Annotated in this window: 16 protein-coding genes; 9 read left to right on the forward strand and 7 right to left on the reverse strand. The window is 62.2% G+C overall.

All coding sequences use genetic code 11. From position 1 onward, the window contains the following. Positions 1 to 2: 2 nt before the first annotated feature. From flgG to BFP93_RS15600, 3 genes are all read right to left on the reverse strand, one after another. Positions 3 to 788 (reverse strand): flagellar basal-body rod protein FlgG, encoded by a 786-nt coding sequence (gene flgG, locus BFP93_RS15590; protein WP_065884532.1) that lies wholly within the window; start codon positions 786 to 788, stop codon positions 3 to 5. Positions 789 to 858: 70 nt separating this feature from the next. Further along, positions 859 to 1,599, reverse strand: coding sequence for a flagellar basal body rod protein FlgF (locus BFP93_RS15595; protein WP_065884531.1), 741 nt, complete (start codon positions 1,597 to 1,599; stop codon positions 859 to 861). Positions 1,600 to 1,905: 306 nt separating this feature from the next. Further along, on the reverse strand, positions 1,906 to 3,468 hold the full coding sequence (locus BFP93_RS15600; RefSeq protein WP_065893773.1) for a sigma-54-dependent transcriptional regulator: 1,563 nt from the start codon (positions 3,466 to 3,468) through the stop codon (positions 1,906 to 1,908). A gap of 257 nt (positions 3,469 to 3,725) precedes the next feature. On the opposite strand from BFP93_RS15600, the gene phhA reads away from it, so the two are divergent. The 3 genes from phhA (at position 3,726) to BFP93_RS15615 (ending at position 6,164) form a co-directional block, all read left to right on the forward strand. Continuing rightward, the gene (phhA, locus tag BFP93_RS15605; protein WP_065893774.1) at positions 3,726 to 4,517 is read left to right on the forward strand and encodes a phenylalanine 4-monooxygenase; all 792 of its coding nucleotides are present in this window, start codon (positions 3,726 to 3,728) and stop codon (positions 4,515 to 4,517) included. 97 nt (positions 4,518 to 4,614) lie between these two features. After that, positions 4,615 to 4,971, forward strand: coding sequence for a 4a-hydroxytetrahydrobiopterin dehydratase (locus BFP93_RS15610; RefSeq protein ID WP_065884528.1), 357 nt, complete (start codon positions 4,615 to 4,617; stop codon positions 4,969 to 4,971). After that, complete coding sequence (locus BFP93_RS15615) at positions 4,971 to 6,164, forward strand: amino acid aminotransferase (RefSeq protein ID WP_065893775.1); 1,194 nt, start codon at positions 4,971 to 4,973, stop codon at positions 6,162 to 6,164. The genes BFP93_RS15610 and BFP93_RS15615 overlap by 1 nt, the downstream gene beginning before the upstream one ends. 185 nt (positions 6,165 to 6,349) lie before the next feature. Here BFP93_RS15615 and BFP93_RS15620 read toward each other — a convergent pair whose 3' ends face one another. Beyond that, positions 6,350 to 7,159 carry a UDP-2,3-diacylglucosamine diphosphatase gene (locus BFP93_RS15620; protein WP_065884526.1) on the reverse strand — a complete coding sequence of 270 codons (810 nt, stop codon included), beginning with the start codon at positions 7,157 to 7,159 and terminating at the stop codon, positions 6,350 to 6,352. 137 nt (positions 7,160 to 7,296) lie between these two features. Between BFP93_RS15620 and BFP93_RS15625 the strand changes: the two genes are divergently transcribed. Both BFP93_RS15625 and BFP93_RS15630 read left to right on the forward strand, forming a co-directional pair. Further along, positions 7,297 to 8,046: an AraC family transcriptional regulator gene (locus BFP93_RS15625; RefSeq protein ID WP_065893776.1), complete on the forward strand. Its 750-nt coding sequence runs from the start codon at positions 7,297 to 7,299 to the stop codon at positions 8,044 to 8,046. A 94-nt stretch (positions 8,047 to 8,140) separates the two neighbouring features. Continuing rightward, positions 8,141 to 9,022 (forward strand): DMT family transporter, encoded by an 882-nt coding sequence (locus BFP93_RS15630; RefSeq protein ID WP_065893777.1) that lies wholly within the window; start codon positions 8,141 to 8,143, stop codon positions 9,020 to 9,022. Positions 9,023 to 9,024: 2 nt separating this feature from the next. Here BFP93_RS15630 and BFP93_RS15635 read toward each other — a convergent pair whose 3' ends face one another. Continuing rightward, positions 9,025 to 9,312, reverse strand: a complete 288-nt coding sequence (locus BFP93_RS15635) for a SelT/SelW/SelH family protein (protein ID WP_065893778.1) — start codon at positions 9,310 to 9,312, stop codon at positions 9,025 to 9,027. A gap of 83 nt (positions 9,313 to 9,395) precedes the next feature. On the opposite strand from BFP93_RS15635, the gene BFP93_RS15640 reads away from it, so the two are divergent. After that, positions 9,396 to 11,585: a patatin-like phospholipase family protein gene (locus tag BFP93_RS15640; protein WP_065893779.1), complete on the forward strand. Its 2,190-nt coding sequence runs from the start codon at positions 9,396 to 9,398 to the stop codon at positions 11,583 to 11,585. A 106-nt stretch (positions 11,586 to 11,691) separates the two neighbouring features. Here BFP93_RS15640 and BFP93_RS15645 read toward each other — a convergent pair whose 3' ends face one another. After that, complete coding sequence (locus BFP93_RS15645; protein WP_065884521.1) at positions 11,692 to 12,126, reverse strand: MarR family transcriptional regulator; 435 nt, start codon at positions 12,124 to 12,126, stop codon at positions 11,692 to 11,694. A 121-nt stretch (positions 12,127 to 12,247) separates the two neighbouring features. Continuing rightward, the gene (recQ, locus tag BFP93_RS15650; protein WP_065893782.1) at positions 12,248 to 14,374 is read right to left on the reverse strand and encodes a DNA helicase RecQ; all 2,127 of its coding nucleotides are present in this window, start codon (positions 14,372 to 14,374) and stop codon (positions 12,248 to 12,250) included. A gap of 277 nt (positions 14,375 to 14,651) precedes the next feature. Here recQ and BFP93_RS15655 point away from each other — a divergent pair, with 277 nt between their 5' ends. The 3 genes from BFP93_RS15655 to BFP93_RS15665 all read left to right on the forward strand — a co-directional run bounded on the left by BFP93_RS15655 (position 14,652) and on the right by BFP93_RS15665 (position 19,228). Next, positions 14,652 to 15,239 (forward strand): UPF0149 family protein, encoded by a 588-nt coding sequence (locus tag BFP93_RS15655; protein WP_057721316.1) that lies wholly within the window; start codon positions 14,652 to 14,654, stop codon positions 15,237 to 15,239. A 20-nt stretch (positions 15,240 to 15,259) separates the two neighbouring features. Then, positions 15,260 to 15,643: a YbaN family protein gene (locus BFP93_RS15660; protein WP_065893780.1), complete on the forward strand. Its 384-nt coding sequence runs from the start codon at positions 15,260 to 15,262 to the stop codon at positions 15,641 to 15,643. 114 nt (positions 15,644 to 15,757) lie between these two features. Next, complete coding sequence (locus BFP93_RS15665; protein WP_065893781.1) at positions 15,758 to 19,228, forward strand: hybrid sensor histidine kinase/response regulator; 3,471 nt, start codon at positions 15,758 to 15,760, stop codon at positions 19,226 to 19,228. Positions 19,229 to 19,385: the final 157 nt, after the last annotated feature.

The following is a 19,385-nucleotide window of genomic DNA, read 5'->3' on the forward strand; positions in this document are numbered from 1 at the left end:
GATTACAAATTCTGCGTGACGAACGAAAGCATCTTGTCGGCGGTGGAGATCACCTTGGAGTTCATCTCGTAGGCACGCTGGGTGGTGATCATGTTGACCATTTCCTCAACCGTGCTGACGTTGGACGTTTCCAGGGTGCTCTGCAGCGTGGTGCCGAAACCGTTCAGGCCCGGGGTGCCGATTTGCGGCGCGCCGCTGGAGGCGGTTTCCAGGAACAGGTTGTTGCCCATGGCCTGCAGGCCGGCCGGGTTGATGAAGTCGGCGGTTTGCAGGTTGCCGATCACTTGCGACGCGGGGTTACCGGCCACGGTGATGGACACGGTGCCGTCGTTGCCGACGGTGAAGGTCTTGGCGTCCGCCGGAACCACAACGGCAGGCTGTAGGGCGAAACCGTTGGATGTCACGATCTGGCCGTTGGAGTCCAGGTGGAAGGTGCCGTCACGGGTGTAGGACGTGGTCCCATCCGGTTGCAGGATCTGGAAGAAACCACGGCCGTTGATCGCCATGTCCAGCGGCTGGCCAGTCTGCTGCAGGTTACCGGCGCTGAAATTCTTCTGGGTGCCGACGATCTGCACACCGGTACCCAGTTGCAGGCCCGATGGCAGTTGGCTGTCCTGGGTCGACTGGGCGCCTGGCTGTTTCTTGATCTGATAGAGCAAGTCCTGGAACTCGGCACGGTCGCGTTTGAAGCCCGTGGTCGACACGTTGGCCAAGTTGTTGGAAATGGTGGTCAGGTTGGTGTCCTGGGCGGACAGACCTGTTTTGGCAACCCATAGAGCCGGAAGCATGCTGTTCTCCTCTGTGCGCCTGTTTGTTGGCGCGGTGCTGCGTTGTTTGTTTAAAAGCCGACCAGGGCGCTTAGCTCATCTGCATGACGCGCGTCATGGCCTGGTCGCCTTCTTTAGCGCTGTTCATCATCTTGATGTGCAGCTCGAATTGCTTGGAGAGCGCCAGCACCGCGGTCATTTCCTCAACGGCATTGACGTTGCTCGCCTGGAGGAAGCCCGAGGTCAGCTTGACGTTCGCATCAGCCTGGGCCGGCCTGCCATCCATGGTGTGGATGGTGCCGTCCAAGCCCTTGGTCATGTTCTTGAGGTCGGGCTGGACCATCTTGATGCGGTCCACCTCCGCCATTACCCGTGGGCCTTCGCCCATGGAGCGGATGCTGATGGTGCCGTCCGAACCCACTTCGATTTTCTGCTGGGGCGGCACGGCAATCGGGCCGCCGTTGCCCATGATCGGCATGCCGTTGCCGGCGCGCAGTACGCCCAGCGCATCCACGTTCATGCTGGCGCTGCGCACGTAGGCTTCGCCGCCATCGGGCGTTTGCACGGCCATCCAGCCGTCGCCGTTGACGGCCACATCCAGGTCACGCCCGGTTTCGATCATCGCGCCGGGGGTGAAGTCCGTGGCCGGCCGCTCGGTCAGGGCAAAGGCCCGCGCCGGAAAGCTGTCACCGAACACCGGCATCGACCGCGCCTGCTCCAGGTCGCGCTGAAAACCATTGGTGGAAATGTTCGCCAGATTGTTGGCATGGGCCTTCTGCGCCAGAGCATTCTGGCTGGCGCCGGTCATTGCCACATAAAGGTACTTGTCCACGCTCTATCCTCTTTCTGACGGACGCTTGCCGCCCACCGATGTACTGAGGAGACTTAAGCAATTTGCGAACCAACTTTTGAAAACAGGTCGGAGCCCAGCAACGGCGGGGGTTTGCGCGAAGGTGTCTGAAAATAGCGAGGGAGGGATAGTCGAAAAAACGGCGGACTACTGCCGCTTTCGGCAACGGCATAGATTAAATGTGGGAGGGGGCTTGCCCCCGATAGCGGTGTGTCAGCCAATAGCAATCTGACTGACAAACTGCCATCGGGGGCAAGTCGAATCGTCGCACCGCCCCTCCCACATTGGTTATTTATCGGTCTTGAGGATTTCATAGTCGCGCAGTTTGTTGGCGACTGTGGTGTGGGAAACCCCCAGGCGCTTGCCCAGTTGCCGGCTGCTCGGATGCTCGGCATACAGCGCTTCGAGCACGGCCTTTTCAAACCGCCCGACGATGTCTTCCAACCCGCCCTCCAGCGAAAAATCGCCAAGCGGCTGGCGCACGCCATAATCGGGCAGGCGAATATGCTCAACCTTGACCGTCCCGCCTTCGCACAACGAAACGGCCTGGAACAGCACGTTTTCCAACTGGCGCACATTGCCTGGCCAGTGGTAGTGGCTGAGCTTGTCCATCGCGGCAGGCGCCAATTTGGGCAGCGGGCAACCGATCTGCCGGCTGGCCTGGTCAAGAAAGTGCTCGACCAATGGCGCCAGCCCATCAAGGCATTCGCGCAACGGCGGGATATGCAGCGAAAGCACGTTCAAGCGGTGATAAAGGTCCTGGCGGAATTCGCCACGGGCGCACAGTTCGGACAAATCGACCTGGGTCGCACAGATCACCCGAACGTCGAGGTACACCTCTTCATCGCTGCCCACGCGACGAAAGCAACCGTCCTGCAAAAAGCGCAGCAGCTTCACCTGCAGGCGTGCGCTCATTTCTCCCACGCCGTCGAGAAACAACGTACCGCCCGCCGTCAGCTCCAGCAGCCCAAGCTTGCCTTCGGCCCGCGCGCCTTCGAACGCGCCGGGGCCGTAGCCAAACAGCTCGGTCTCGGCCATCGACTCCGGCAAGCCCGCGCAGTTGAGCGCCATCAAAGGCGATTGCCCACGCGGGCTCGCCAGGTGGCAGGCCCGCGCCAGCAACTCTTTGCCGGTGCCGGTTTCGCCTTCTATTAATAGAGGCGCATCCAACGGCGCCATGCGCCGCGCCTCACGCACCACCGCCGCCATGACTTTGGAGCTTTGAAAAATGCTGTCGAAGCCGCGCAGTTCCTGCTTGCGTACATTGTAGATACGCTCGCCTACGCGGTCGGCGCGGTGCAGGGTCAATACCGCGCCGGCCATGGCTTCGCTGTCGTCGTGTTCAGAGGATTGCAGCGGTGCGATATCGGCCAGGAACACATCGCCCTTGACCTTGACCCGCAGGCCATTGATGCGCGATTTGCTCGCGCGCACCAGCTCCGGCAAGTCGAAGTCTTCGGCGTAGCGCGACAGCGGAATGCCCGGCACTTCGTCCACACGAACCCCCAGCAACTGCGCCGCCGCACGGTTAGCGGCGACGATCGAGCCGCCCATGTCGATGGACAGCACCGGAAACTCGAGGGCCCCCAGCAGCGCATTGAGCTCCATATGCCGACGCTCGCTGGGCATCAGCCCTACCCTTTTAACGCCGAACACCCCGGCTATCGCCTCGAACTGCGGGCGCAACGCCTGGAACTGCATGTTCACCAGGTTCGGGCAGAACAGGTAGATGGCGTTGCCATGCTCGCCGCCGACCTCACCCTTGGCCACGTTGACGCCGTACTCCACCAGCAGGTTGAGGATGTCCCGCAGGATGCCGATGCGGTTCTGGCAATGCACTTTGATACGCATGAAAAGGCCCGAAAGTGAGTAAGGCGCCGCGCCTTTTTGTCGCTGGGCGCAGAAAGTCGTCAAGATTATGTGACAGTACGCAGGTTTTTCCCAGCCCATGGCTGCGGCGAGCCCTTGATACGTAACGAATAGTTTACGAAATGCGGTAACTTTTCCTACGCAAAGGCTTTTAAACCCGGTGGAAACCCGTCGCGCCCGGGTTATCAATAGAGACACAGCAGGACATAACAAGAACGAATGCCTAGCAGGAGAGCCGTATGAAGCAGACGCACTACGTGGCCCGCGAGCCCGATGCGCAAGGTTTTATCCACTACCCGCCGGAAGAACACGCGGTGTGGAATACCCTGATCACGCGCCAGCTGAAAGTGATTGAGGGCCGTGCCTGCCAGGAATACCTGGACGGCATCGACAAACTCGGCCTGCCCCTGGATCGCATCCCGCAACTGGGCGAAATAAACAAAGTGTTGGCCGACACTACCGGCTGGCAAGTCGCCCGCGTGCCGGCGCTGATCCCCTTCCAGACCTTCTTCGAATTGCTCGCCAGCAAGCAGTTTCCGGTGGCGACCTTTATTCGTACCCGCGAAGAACTGGACTACCTGCAAGAGCCGGATATTTTCCACGAGATCTTCGGCCACTGCCCGCTGCTGACCAACCCCTGGTTCGCCGAATTCACCCACACCTACGGCAAGCTCGGCCTGGCAGCCACCAAGGAGCAACGGGTGTACCTGGCGCGCCTGTACTGGATGACCATCGAGTTCGGCCTGGTGAACACACCCGACGGCCTGCGCATCTACGGTGGCGGCATTCTGTCTTCGCCCAAGGAAAGTGTGTATTGCCTGTCGGATGAGCCTGAGCGCCAGGCGTTCGATCCGCTGGAAGCGATGCGCACGCCCTATCGCATCGACATTCTGCAACCGCTGTACTTCGTATTGCCCGAGCTCAAGCGCCTGTTCGACGTGGCGCAGGAAGACATCATGGGCATGGTCGAGCGTGGTATGCAGTTGGGCCTGCACGCACCGAAATTTCCGCCAAAGCCCAAGGCTGCTTGAGCCGTGCCTTTTTAGGCCAAGTGAGTCTGTTCCCCGGCCCCGCGTTGCTTTAGGGTAGCGCCACTGACCTTCAATCATTCGAATTCAGGACACCTTCATGACCACCTTGAACCAAGCCCATTGCGAAGCCTGCCGCGCCGACGCCCCGCAAGTCAGCGATGAAGAACTGCCGGTGCTGATCAAGCAGATCCCCGACTGGAACATCGAAGTGCGCGACGGCGTGATGCAATTGGAAAAGGTTTTCCTGTTCAAGAACTTCAAGTTCGCCCTGGCCTTCACCAATGCCGTGGGTGACATCGCCGAAGCCGAAGGCCATCATCCGGGCCTGCTCACCGAATGGGGCAAAGTCACCGTGACCTGGTGGAGCCACTCCATCAAGGGCCTGCACCGCAACGACTTCATCATGGCCGCGCGCACCGATGAAGTGGCCAAGAGCGCCGAGGGCCGCAAGTAATGCACTTCGATGCGATTGGCCGCGTGCCCGGCGACCCTATTCTCGGACTGATGGACCTGTTCGCCCAGGACACCAACCCGGACAAATTCGACCTGGGCGTGGGCGTCTACAAGGACGACCAGGGCCTGACGCCGATCCCGGACTCGGTAAAACGTGCCGAGCAGCGCCTGGTCGATACCCAGGCCACCAAGACTTACATTGGCGGGCACGGCAATGCCGCCTTCGGCGCACTGATCAGCGAACTGGTGCTGGGCGCCGATTCGGCGTTGATCGCCGAACGCCGTGCCGGCGCCACCCAGACGCCAGGGGGCACCGGCGCCCTGCGCCTGAGCGCCGACTTTATCGCCCAGAGCCTGCCTGGCCGTGGCGTGTGGCTGAGCAATCCGACCTGGCCGATCCACGAATCCATTTTCGCCAAGGCCGGGCTCAAGGTCAGCCATTACCCGTACGTGGGCAGCGACAATCGCCTGGACGTAGCGGCGATGCTGGCCACCCTGAACACTGTGCCCAAGGGCGATGTGGTGCTGCTGCACGCCTGCTGCCACAACCCGACCGGGTTCGACCTGTCCCGGGATGACTGGCGCCAGGTGCTGCAGATTGTGCGCGAGCGCCAATTGCTGCCGCTGATCGACTTTGCCTACCAAGGCTTTGGCGACGGCCTGGAGCAGGACGCCTGGGCGGTGCGCCTGTTTGCCGCCGAGCTGCCGGAAGTATTGATCACCAGTTCGTGCTCGAAGAACTTCGGTTTGTATTGCGACCGCGTGGGTGCATTGATCGTGTGTGCGGCGGATGCCGAGAAGCTCACGGACGTGCGCAGCCAGCTCGCCAATACGGCGCGCAACCTGTGGTCGACGCCGCCGGATCATGGTGCAGCTGTGGTTGCGACCATCCTTGGCGACGCCGAGCTCAAGCAGCAGTGGAGCGACGAAGTCGAAGCCATGCGTTCACGCATCGCGCAACTGCGCGCCGGACTGGTGGAAGCGCTGGCGCCCCACGGCCTGGCCGAGCAGTTTGCCCATATCGGCACCCAGCGCGGGATGTTCTCCTACACCGGCTTGAGTGCCGAGCAGGTCAGGCAACTGCGGGAGAAGCACAGTGTGTACATGGTCAGTTCGGGCCGGGCCAATGTGGCCGGGGTTGATGCCACACGGCTAACGCTACTGGCCCTAGCCATCGCCGACGTCTCCAGCTGACGAAACCGAGGCCAAATGTGGGAGGGCCTTGCCCTAACATGTGTAGGAGCGAGCTTGCTCGCGAAAAACTCACAGGCAACGCGTTCATTCAGGAAGCACGCGTTATCGTTGACGCTTTTCGCGAGCAAGCTCGCTCCTACAGGCGTCAGGGCTTGCCCCCTCCCACATTTGACCCAGTCAAGACTTCAGGTTGTGACCATCTCAGCCTTGAGCAGCGCCTCTTTGGCCTGCGCATCCGCCAACCGATACAACTCGATGTGCCCATCCCAGTGCTCGATCAACGCCGTGCACGATTCCACCCAATCCCCGCAGTTCAGGTAATCCACCTCGCCCACCTTGCGGATCTCGGCATGATGGATATGCCCGCACACCACCCCATGCAACTCACGCTTGGTTACCTCGTGGGCGATGGCCTCTTCGAAATCGCTGATAAAACTCACCGCGGTTTTCACCTTGTGCTTCAAGTACGCCGACAGCGACCAATAACCGTAGCCATAGCGCGCCCGCCAATGATTGAGCCAGCGGTTCAGGGTCAGGGTGAATTCGTAGGCCGAGTCCCCCAGGAAGGCGAGCCAGCGGTGGTAACGGGTGATCACGTCAAACTGATCGCCGTGAATCACCAGCAGATGACGACCGTCCGCCGTGACATGCACCGCCTCGTCCACCAGTTGGATATTGCCCAGGATCAGCTTGGAATAGCGCCTGAGAAATTCGTCATGGTTACCGGTGACATAGATCACCTCGGTGCCGCGCTTGGCCATGGTCAGCAGGCGGCGGATCACGTTGGTGTGAGCCTGGGGCCAATACATGCCGCCACGCATTTTCCAACCATCGATAATGTCGCCCACCAGGTACACCTTGTCGGCGTGGTAACCCTTGAGAAACTGCGATAGATGCTCGGCCTGGCAGTCCCGAGTGCCCAGATGCACGTCGGAAATCCACAGGGTTCGCACCCGTTGCTTGCGGCTGGGTTTGGCGAATTCGGCACGGGTCATGGGGGTCCCTCGACGCTGTTTTCGCGAGCTTGCGCCCTGGCGGTTAATAGCCCATGACAACTGCGCGTCAGTCTGATGACAACGCTTGGCCGCCCCTAAGCGATGTAGACTGGGGACTTGCCGCCCAGGAGAGCGCAATGAGCCCCAGTCTTACGCTTCGCCAGTACACCGATGCCCCCATCGCCCACAGCCATGACCATGCACAATTGGTGTTTGGCCTGTCCGGGCGCCTGGATTTCGAAGTGGATGGCTGCGCTGATCAGGTGCAGGAAAGCAGCGTGATGATCCTGCCGTTTGCCGCTCACCACGCCTGCGGCAGCCGCGACGGTAGCCGCTGCCTGGTGCTGGATGTGCCAACCGAGCATTGGCTGCTGCAGACACTGGGTGACCACGCCGATGCCAGTCGCCGCCTGCTCGACCGGCCGGCCCGGCTGGCGCTGGATTCGCGCCAGCACCAGTTGGTGCAATGGCTGGCCGGCAGCCCGATACAGGATCCATTGATCGCCCGGCAAGGCGCGCTGCTGCTGCTCGCCAGCCTCAATCATCCGCAGGCGATGCCACCGCCGGGGCGGCGCCTGCCTTATGCCGCGTTCAACGCGCATATCGAACGCCACGCCGCTCACCCCCTGCATGTCGCGGACCTGGCACGGATTGCCTGCCTGTCGGTGGCGCGCCTGCACGCGCGCTTCATGCTCGAATGCGGGCAGACCCCCATGGATTACGTGCGCCACCAGCGCCTGCAAATGGCATTGACGCTGCTGCGCGAGACGCCGCTGCCCGTGGGTGAGATCGCCGCACGCGTGGGCTACCGCTCGCAAAGTGCCTTCGCTGCCGCCATGTTGCGCGAGTTTGGCGCCTCGCCGGGCACAATGCGGCGAACGTCATAGGAAGAGTTTCGCGCTAAAAATCGCGAGCCGCACGACAGACATCCCTTTCACCCAACCTCTAGACTGGTGGTCACTTTCGTTGGTAGGCATCGTAATGACTCCCCGCTCAGCCCTCGGCGCCCTGCATATCGGCGCATTGATGTTCGGCCTTACCGGCGTGTTCGGCAAACTGGCGGCCGCCTCACCGTCCATCATCGTATTCGGGCGTGCCGCGTTCGCGGTGATTGCCCTGGCGGTGTTCGCGCGCTTTGCCAGCAATGCGCCGTGGAAACACCTGCAGATGCGCGACTGGCGCCGCCTGCTGGTCAGCGGCGTGCTGCTTGCCGCGCACTGGGTGACCTTCTTCATCGCCGTCAAGGTCGCCGGGGTGGCCGTGGCAACCCTGGGGTTCGCCGCCTTCCCGGCCTTTACGGTGATCCTTGAAGGGCTGATCTTCCGCGAGCGGATTCGCGCCAATGAAATGGTGCTGGTAGCGCTGGTCAGCATCGGCCTGGTGCTGGTGACCCCGGACTTCAACCTGGCCAGCGACGCCACGGGCGGCTTGCTCTGGGGCATCGCATCGGGGCTGCTGTTCGCCTTGTTGTCATTGAACAACCGCGCCAGCTCCGGACGCATTCCGGCGGTACAGGCCGCGCTGTGCCAGAACGTGGTGGTCGCGGTCTGCCTGTTGCCCGTGGCGGCGCCGGGGCTGGCGGATGTGCGCGCACTGGACTGGCTGTGGATCGGCCTGCTCGGGGTGTTCTGTACCGGCCTGGCCCACAGCCTGTTCGTCGCCAGCCTGGCCGTGATCAAGGCGCGCACCGCCTCGGTGGTGTTTGCCATGGAACCGGTCTACGGCATCACCGTGGCCTGGCTGCTGTTTGCCGAAACGCCTACCCTGCGCATGCTGCTGGGTGGCGCGTTGATCATTGTCGCCATCGTGCTGTCCGGCCTGATGGGCAGCGCGAGCCAGGCCAAACAGCCGGTGGCGACCTGACGTCACTGCGTGCGGTCGTTATGCCCCAGGTCGCGCTGCGGGTCGATCTGATCGCGCACACGCTGCTTGAGCACCTTGGCTTCCGGAAAACCGCCATCGGCCTTGCGCTCCCAGATCTGTACAGCGTCGCAGGTGATACGAAACGCGCCGCCGGTTGACGGTTCCAGCGACACCCTGCCCAGGTCCTCGGCAAACGTACTCAACAATTCCTGGGCCAGCCACGCGGCACGCAACAGCCACTGGCACTGGGTGCAATAGGTGATCACGATCTCGGGTTTGCTGGCGGACATAACGTGAAAGGCTCCTGGGTGACGGCGTCAGTGGATCGAGTGGCTATAATACCGGCCTTTATCGCCCAGCCTCGAGATTCATGATGCGCCGCTTGTTGTCCTGCCTGTTCCTGTGCCTGCTTCCCCTTCTCGCCGACGCCGTTGAAAGCCCGCGCCCGAAAATCGGCCTGGTGCTGTCCGGCGGCGCCGCCCGTGGCCTGGCGCATATCGGCGTGCTCAAGGCGCTGGAAGAACAAGGTATCCAGGTCGACGCGATTGCCGGCACCAGCATGGGCGCGGTGATTGGCGGGCTGTACGCCTCGGGCTACAAGATCGACGAGCTGGAAAAACTCGCCCTCAGTATCGACTGGCAACAGGCCCTGTCCGACGCACCGCCCCGGGAAGACGTGCCGTTCAGGCGCAAGCAGGATGACCGCGATTTCCTGGTCAAGCAGAAACTCAGCTTCCGCGACGACGGCAGCCTCGGCCTGCCGCTGGGGGTGATCCAGGGCCAGAACCTGGCGCTGCTGCTGGAAAGCATGTTCGCCCACAGCAGCAACACGCGTAACTTCGACAAGCTGCCGATTCCGTTCCGCGCCGTGGCCACCGACATCACCACCGGCGAAAAAGTCGTGTTCAGCAAGGGCCACCTGCCCCAGGTGATACGCGCCAGCATGTCGATCCCCGCGGTGTTCGCGCCGGTGGAGCTGGATGGGCGGCTGCTGGTCGACGGCGGCATGACCGACAACATTCCCCTGGATGTGGCACGGGACATGGGCGTGGACATCGCCATCGTGGTGGACATCGGCACACCGCTGCGCTCACGCAAGCAATTGGCGACCGTGGTCGATGTGCTCAATCAGTCCATCACCCTGATGACCCGGCGCAATTCCGAGGAACAACTCAAGGCCTTGCACCCCAGGGACGTCTTGATCCAACCGCCCCTGGCAGCCTACGGCGTGACGGATTTCGGACGCGCCAGGGACATGATCGACGCCGGCTACCGCGCCACCCGCGCCCTCGACCTGCGCCTGGCACACCTGCGCCCCGCCGAGCCGGTCGACCCGCAACTGACCGCCGCCCGCACACCGGGCGAACGCACGCCGATCATCACCGCGATCGACGTGGAAAACGACTCCAAGGTCAGCGACGACGTGATCCGCTACTACATCCGCCAGACGTTGGGCGAACCGCTCAACCTGGGCCGCCTGCAATCGGACATGGGCACGCTGTACGGCCTGGACTACTTCGAGCAGGTGCAATACCGCGTGGTGAAAAAGGGCAAGGACAATACCCTGGTCATCAGCGCGCGCGGCAAGCGCAGCGGCACCGACTACCTGCGCCTGGGGCTGAACCTGTCGGATGACATGCGCGGCGACAGCGCCTTCAACCTTGGCGCCAGCTACCGGGTGAACGGGATCAACCGCCTCGGCGCCGAATGGCTCACGCGGGTGCAGATCGGTGATCGCCAGGAGTTGTACAGCGAGTTCTATCAACCGATGGACACCGGTTCGCGCTATTTTGTCGCGCCCTATATCAAGGCTCAGGCGCAGAACGTCGAGCTGACCCTGGACAACGACCCCGTTTCTGAATACCGGCTGGAGCGCTACGGTTTCGGCCTGAACGTCGGACGGCAGATCGGCAACAGCGGTGAAATCCGCTTCGGCGTGGGAGAAGCCTGGGGCAAGGCGGACGTGCGCATTGGCGATCGCAACCTGCCGAGCATGAGCTTCAGCGAGGGTTTCTATGAGTTGAAATACTCGTTCGACTCTTTCGATAACGTCTACTTCCCGCACACCGGCGAAGACATCGGACTGGCCTTCCGTGAGTTCACGCCCGGGCTGGGTTCGGACCAGCGCTACCGCCAATGGGAGTTCAAGCTGGACAAAGCCATGAGCCACGGCCCGGACACGCTGATCCTTGGTGGCCGCTACGGACGCACCCTGGATGATTCGGATGTGGTGGTGTCCAGCTTCCTGCTGGGCGGCGCGCGACAATTGTCAGGCTTTCGCGAGGATGCGATCTCGGCCCAGAACATCAGCCTGATGCGCGCGGTGTACTACCGCCGCCTGACGCCGCGCTCGTACCTGCCGCTGGATTTTCCGCTGTACCTCGGGGCCTCGGTGGAACGGGGCCGGGCGTGGAACAACGACAATGCGTTCGACAGCGGCTACATCAACGCGGCAAGCATATTCCTCGGCTTTGATACGCCGCTGGGGCCGTTGAATTTCAGCTATGGGTTCAATGATGACAACCAGAAGGCGGTGTACCTGAACCTCGGCCAGACCTTCTAGAACGCTGCGCAAATCAAATGTGGGAGGGGGCTTGCCCCCGATGGCGGTGTATCAGTCAAAAATGCTCCAACTGCCCCCCCTCACACATTCTTGATCTTCACTGGAATCAGGACTTTTCCAGATTCGCCAGGATGTGCCCATGGACGCGCATGCATACGCGCAGATCCTCTTCGTCCACCCCCACGAACAGTTCATGGCGCAACGCCGTGGCGATGGTCTCGATCTGGTCGATCAGCGGGCGCGCCGTGTCACACAGCAGGATACGTTTGGCGCGGCGGTCTTCCACGACGGCCTGGCGTTGCACCAGGCCCTGACCTTCCAGGCTGTCGAGCAAACGCGCCAGGGTTGGCCCTTCCACGCCGACACTTTGTGCCAGTTCACGCTGGGTGGGTGCTTCGGTAAAACGCGCCAGGTGCAGCAGCACCAGCCATCGCGCCTGGGACAAGCCCAGCCCCGCCAAGCGGCGGTCCAGCTCGGCGCGCCAACCTCGGGACATTTGCGCCAACTGCATGCCAAAACGGTGTTGATCGGTTAACGGCATAAAAAACTCATGATTTAGACTGAAAATAAAGTGTGGCTAATTATTAGTCAGCTAAGCATGAGCCATGCCAGGAGGCAAGGCCCGGTATGTACTGATTCGTTACATTGTCGTAATCGCCACACTAAATTTCGAATTCCGACTGCAAAGCGGCACGTACGCAGTACAAAACACCCTCGGGAACCCGTCCGGCAAACAGCGGCGCGATCTCCGCGACAGGTGGCAATTCGCCCTCCCCGTCGAGAAAGGCATCCTGGATTTCGCCAAGCAAATCCTCCGGCAAATCAAGGGCCTGCTCCAGGGACAATTGCTGCTTGCCGATGGCTTCGGCCAGCAACGTATACACATTCTTTTCCGAGCATTGCAGTTGGCCGGCGATCTGGATCGGGGTCATACCGGCGCGGGCCAGGCTGATCAGTTCGTGGCGGATATCGGCGATTTCCTTCGGTGCTTCGGCCTGGCCGCCGAGCACCTCGAGGAAGGCCTGGCCATAACGCTCCAGCTTGCGTGCGCCCACGCCGCTGACCCTGGCCATTTCGGCCATGCTGGTGGGCTGCTCGCGCAGCATCTCGAGCAAGGTCGAGTCGGGGAAGATGACGTAGGGCGGCACGCTGTGCTCCTGCGCCAGCTTGCGCCGCAGGGTCCGCAAGGCTTCCCACTGTTCGCGCTCCTCGCCACGCACCAGCTGGCTGGCCTGGCTGGTGCTGCTCTTGGCGGTGGTCTGCGGCTTGAGGTCGCGGCGCAGTTCCAGGCTGACTTCGCCCTTGAGCAAGGGCCGGCAGCTGTCGTTAAGGCGCAGGCCACCGTAGCCCTCGATATCGATGTCGACCAGCCCGCGCGCGACCATCTGGCGGAACAGCGAACGCCATTCGCCTTCGGCGCGGGCCTTGCCGACGCCGTAGACCGAGAGTTTCTCATGGCCGAAGCTGCGGACCTTTTCGTTGTCCTTGCCCAGCAATACATCCACCAGGTGACCGACGCCATAGCGCTGGCCGGTGCGGTAGATCGTCGACAACGCCTGGCGCGCCGGCTCGGTAGCGTCCCAGGTCTGCACGCCATCGATGCAGTTATCGCAGTGGCCGCACGGTTGCGGCATGTCTTCATCGAAATACGCCAGCAGCGTCTGGCGGCGGCAGCGGGTCTCTTCACACAGCGAGAGCATCGCGTCGAGCTTGTGCTGCTCCAGGCGCTTGTGGCGCTCATCGCCTTCGGAGTTCTGCAGCATCTGCTTGAGCATCACCACGTCCTGCAGGCCGTAGACCATCCAGGCATCCGCCGGCAGGCCGTCACGGCCGGCGCGGCCGGTTTCCTGGTAATAGGCCTCAAGAGACTTGGGCAGGTCCATGTGCGCCACGAAACGCACGTTGGATTTGTCGATACCCATGCCGAAGGCGATGGTCGCCACCATGATCAGGCCTTCCTCGTTGAGGAAGCGCTTCTGGTGCGCCGAGCGTGTTTCGTTGGGCAAGCCGGCGTGATAGGGCAACGCCGGGTAACCCTGTTCACAGAGGAACGCGGCGACTTCATCGACCTTCTTGCGTGACAGGCAATAAACGATGCCCGCATCGCTGCGCCGCTCGGAGAGAAACGCGAGCAACTGCTTGCGCGGCTGCTCCTTGGGCACGATGCGGTAGAAAATATTCGGGCGGTCAAAGCTCGACAGGAAGCGCTCGGCGTTCTGCAAATGCAGGCGCTCGACGATTTCTTCGCGGGTACGCTTGTCGGCGGTGGCGGTCAGGGCAATACGCGGCACATCGGGGAACAGCTCCGCCAGTTGGCCGAGCTGCAGGTATTCGCGGCGGAAATCGTGGCCCCATTGCGACACACAGTGGGCTTCGTCGATGGCGAACAGGGCGATTTCCAGGCTCTGCAGGAACGCCAGCATGCGCGGCTGCACCAGCCGCTCCGGCGCCAGGTAGAGCATCTTCACTTCGCCGCGCTTGATTCGCGCGGCCAAGTCGCGCTGCTGCTCGGCGCTGAGGGTGGAGTTCAAGGCAGCGGCGGCGACACCCAGTTCTTCCAGGGTGGCGACCTGATCATCCATCAATGCGATCAGCGGCGACACCACCACGGCCAGGCCATTGCGCAACAGCGCCGGCACCTGGAAGCACAACGACTTGCCGCCGCCGGTAGGCATCAGGACCAGGGCATCGCCGCCACTGGCCACGCGCTCAATGATCGCACCCTGGCGGCCACGAAAACTGTCGTAGCCGAAGATGTCCTTGAGGACGCGTTGAGCCTGCTCGAGCATGTAAAACTCCAAAATGGTGCGCAAATCCCTCTGTACAGGCTGGCCGAAAAAACCCGCTTTCATGGAAAATAATCCGTAAGCGAAGTTTTCCCGGATTGCCGCATGGCCTGCAGGGGCATCACAAAACGCGGCAGTATACCCGAGCGTTCGCCGGCAAAGGGCGTGACTGACGAATAGACCACCGCTGTTTAAAACCAGGCAAATATGCCGTGCGGCTGGCCTGGGCGCTCAAGAACGCCTAGAATTCAGCATCGTTTATTCCCAAGGTAACTCTTCAATGTCCTTCGCTGAGCAACTAACCCGCCTGCAAGCCTTCCTCGACGCCGATGAGCTGCATGACGAGGCGCTGGACTATGTGGCCGCCCACGGCTACCTGACCGCGCTGTCGATCTGCTCCGAAGTCGTCCCCGACCGTGAGTGGATCGACGCGCTGTTCGCCGAAGAACCCCATTACGCCGACGACGCCCAGCGCGAAGAAATCGAAGCCACCCTGCTGGCGCTCAAGGCCCACATCAGTCGCCAGCTGGCTTCCGATGAAGAGTTCGAGCTGCCGTGCGAACTGGACCTGGGCGACGATCCGGACGACTCCGACCTGCGCGGCTGGTGCATCGGCTTCATGGAAGGCGTGTTCCTGCGCGAAGCCGCCTGGTTCGAAACCGCCGAGGAAGAAGTCAGCGAAATGCTCCTGCCGATCATGGTCGGTTCGGGGCTTTTTGAAGAAGAAGCCGAGTTTTCCGATATCGCCGCCGACGCCAACCTGATGGACGACATGATCGTGCAGATCCCGGAAGCCCTCACCGCGCTGTACCTGCTGTGCAACGCGCCTGACGAAAAACCGGCGATCCTCAAACCACGTCACCACTGAGTCGCTAGCCCGTGGACCCCATGGGCAAGCGCTCGCCGCTCCTGCGTTACGCGCTGCTGGCTATCGGCTGGCTGAGCGTAGCGCTCGGGGTGATCGGCATTTTCCTACCGGTATTGCCGACGACCCCCTTTCTCCTGCTGGCTGCCGCCTGCTTCGCTCGAAGCTCCCCGCGCTTCTACCACTGGCTGGTGGAACACCCGCGCCTGGGGCCCTGGATCCGTGATTACCTGGACGGCAATGGCATCCCGCTCAAGGGCAAGGTCTACGCCATCGGCTTGATGTGGCTGAGTATCACCGTGTCCTGCTACCTGGTGCCGTTGCCGTGGGCACGCGGGTTCATGCTGACCAGCGCGGTGCTGGTGACAATTTATATCCTGCGCCAGAAAACCCTGCCCCCTCGCTGAGCCGCGACATCACGTCGCGCTCAGACCTTGGTCGACACTGACTAACCCCAAGCATCATGCGAGACTGTCCGACCGGGCCCGCACCGCCCGGGTGTCCCTATGCTCGGAGTTACCATGACGCTGTCCAGCGGGCTGATCGCCGCCGTTGCCCTGGCCTATATGGCCATTATGTTTGCCATCGCCTTTTACGGTGACCGCCGCCATGCGCCGCTGCCGCCGCGTGTGCGTGCGTGGGTGTATAGCTTGTCGCTGGCGGTGTATTGCACCAGCTGGACGTTCTTCGGCGCGGTGGGCCAGGCTGCCGAACAGCTGTGGGCATTCTTGCCGATCTACCTGGGCCCGGTGCTGTTGCTGGTGCTGGCGCCCTGGGTGCTGCAGAAGATGATTCTGATCAGCAAGCAGGAAAACATCACCTCCATCGCCGACTTTATCGCCGCACGCTACGGCAAATCCCAGTCACTGGCGGTGGTGGTCGCGTTGATCTGCCTGGTCGGCGTATTGCCTTATATCGCCCTGCAGCTCAAAGGCATCGTGCTCGGCGTGAACCTGTTGATCGGCTCCGGGCCCGACACCACGGGCACGCGGGCCCAGGACACCGCCTTGGTGGTGTCGCTGGTGCTGGCGCTGTTCACCATCGTATTCGGTACCCGCAACCTCGACGCCACCGAACACCACCGGGGCATGGTGCTGGCGATTGCCTTTGAATCGCTGGTCAAGCTGTTCGCGTTTCTGGCGGTCGGCGCGTTTGTAACCTACGGGCTGTACGACGGTTTCGGCGATCTGTTCAGCCAGGCAATGCTCGCACCGCGCCTGGAGGAATACTGGAAGGAGACCATCAACTGGCCGTCGATGGTGGTGCAGACCGGCGTCGCGATGATGGCGATCATCTGCCTGCCTCGGCAATTTCATGTGACGGTGGTGGAGAATATCGACCCGCAGGACTTGCGCCTGGCCAAGTGGGTGTTCCCGGCTTATTTGATCCTTGCCGCGCTGTTCGTGATCCCCATTGCCCTCGGCGGCAAGATGCTGTTGCCAGGCTCGGTGCTGCCCGACTCCTACGTGATCAGCCTGCCGATGGCCGAAGCCCACCCGGCCCTTGCCGTACTGGCCTTTATCGGCGGCGCCTCGGCGGCCACCGGCATGGTGATCGTGGCCAGCATTGCCTTGTCGACCATGGTCTCCAACGACATGCTGCTGCCCTGGCTGTTGCGCCGCTCCAGCGCCGAACGGCCCTTTGAAGTGTTCCGCCACTGGATGCTGTCGGTGCGCCGGGTCAGCATCGTGATCATCCTGCTGCTGGCCTATGTGAGCTACCGACTGCTGGGTTCCACCGCGAGCCTGGCGACCATTGGCCAGATCGCGTTTGCCGCCGTGACCCAGCTGGCACCGGCGATGCTCGGTGCGCTGTACTGGAAACAGGCCAACCGGCGCGGGGTATTTGCAGGGTTGGCGGCGGGTACGTTCCTGTGGTTCTACACCCTGGTCCTACCGGTTACCGCGAAAAGTCTGGGCTGGTCGCTGAGCCTTTTCCCCGGCCTGACCTGGATGCACTCGCATCCCTTCGGCTTTTCCGTGACCTCGCTGACCTTGGGCACCGTGTTTTCCCTCGCGGGTAATTTCACGTTGTTTGTATGGGTGTCGATGCTGTCGCGCACGCGGGTCTCCGAGCATTGGCAGGCGGGGCGCTTTATCGGTCAGGAAATCAGCCAGCGCGCCAGCGCCCGTTCCATGTTGTCGGTACAGATCAGCGACCTGCTCAGCCTGTCGGCGCGCTTTGTCGGTGAAGAACGGGCCCAGCAGAGCTTTATCCGGTTTGCCTATCGCCAGGGCAAAGGCTTCAACCCCAACCAGAATGCCGACAACGACTGGATCGCCCATACCGAGCGTTTGCTGGCCGGCGTACTCGGCGCGTCGTCCACGCGCGCCGTGGTCAAAGCCGCCATTGAAGGGCGGGACATGCAGCTGGAGGACGTGGTACGCATCGCCGACGAAGCGTCCGAGGTGCTGCAATTCAACCGCGCCCTGCTGCAGGGTGCGATCGAAAACATCACCCAGGGCATCAGCGTGGTGGATCAGTCACTCAAGCTGGTGGCCTGGAACCGGCGCTACCTGGAGCTGTTCAACTATCCCGACGGCTTGATCAGTGTCGGTCGGCCGATTGCCGACATCATCCGCTACAACGCCGAGCGCGGCCTGTGCGGCCCCGGTGAGGCACAAGTGCATGTGGCGCGACGCCTGCACTGGATGCGCCAGGGCCGTGCGCACACGTCAGAGCGGCTGTTTCCCAACGGACGGGTAATCGAATTGATCGGCAACCCGATGCCAGGCGGCGGGTTTGTCATGAGTTTCACCGACATTACCGCGTTCCGCGAAGCCGAACAGGCGCTGACCGAGGCCAACGAAGGCCTGGAGCAACGGGTGACCGAGCGCACCCATGAACTGTCGCAGCTCAACGTCGCGTTGACAGAGGCCAAGGGCGTGGCCGAATCCGCCAGCCAGTCGAAGACCCGCTTTCTGGCCGCCGTCAGCCACGACTTGATGCAACCGCTGAACGCCGCACGCCTGTTCTCCGCCGCCCTGTCCCATCAGCATGAAGGCCTTTCCAGCGAAGCCCGGCAGCTGGTGCAGCACTTGGACAGTTCGTTGCGCTCGGCCGAGGATCTGATCAGCGACTTGCTGGATATCTCGCGCCTGGAAAACGGCAAGATCAATCCACAACGCCAGCCGTTCGTCCTCAACGAGTTATTCGACACCCTGGGCGCCGAATTCAAGGCATTGGCCCAGGAGCAAGGCTTGCGCTTTCGTTTGCGCGGCAGTCGCCTGCGGGTGGACAGCGACATCAAGTTGCTGCGACGGATCCTGCAGAATTTCCTGACCAACGCCTTTCGTTATGCCGACGGGCCGGTACTGCTGGGCGTACGTCGCCGCCAGGGCCAGTTGTGCCTGGAAGTCTGGGACCGCGGCCCCGGCATCCCGCTGGATAAACAGAAAGTGATTTTCGAAGAATTCAAGCGCCTGGACAGTCACCAAACCCGCGCCGAAAAGGGCCTGGGCCTGGGCCTGGCGATTGCCGACGGCCTGTGCCGCGTGCTGGGCCATCGCCTGAGCGTACGCTCGTGGCCGGGCAAGGGCAGCGTGTTCAGCGTGCGTGTGCCGTTGGCGCGTAACCAGACCGCGGCACCGGTCAAGGCCGCGCAGGAAAATGGCCTGCCACTCAGCGGCGCGCACATACTGTGCGTGGATAACGAAGAAAGCATCCTGATCGGCATGCGCAGCTTGCTGACGCGCTGGGGTTGCGAGGTGTGGACCGCCACTGACCAGGCGCAATGCGCGGCCCTGTTGGCTGAAGGCATGCGCCCGCAACTCGCGTTGGTGGATTACCACCTGGACCACGGCGAGACCGGTACTGAATTGATGGGTTGGCTGCGCGCCGAATTGGCCGAGCCGATTCCCGGCGTGGTCATCAGTGCCGATGGGCGTGCGGAGATGGTGGCCAAGGTGCATGCGGCGGGGCTGGATTACCTGGCCAAGCCGGTGAAACCGGCGGCTTTGCGGGCGCTGTTGAGTCGGCATTTGCCCCTCTAACAGGGTTGTACTGAGTCAAATGTGGGAGGGGGCTTGCCCCCGATGGGGGCCTCTGGGCCGACTAGGATGTTGGATCAGATCGAGTACATATCCATTATTTAGGTAACGGCCACTTAGGGTTCCGCCCTGACGGCGGCTCACTTTTGAAAAGCGCAAA

The organism is Pseudomonas sp. 44 R 15 (assembly GCF_900004965.1).
GTDB lineage: Bacteria > Pseudomonadota > Gammaproteobacteria > Pseudomonadales > Pseudomonadaceae > Aquipseudomonas > Aquipseudomonas orientalis_A.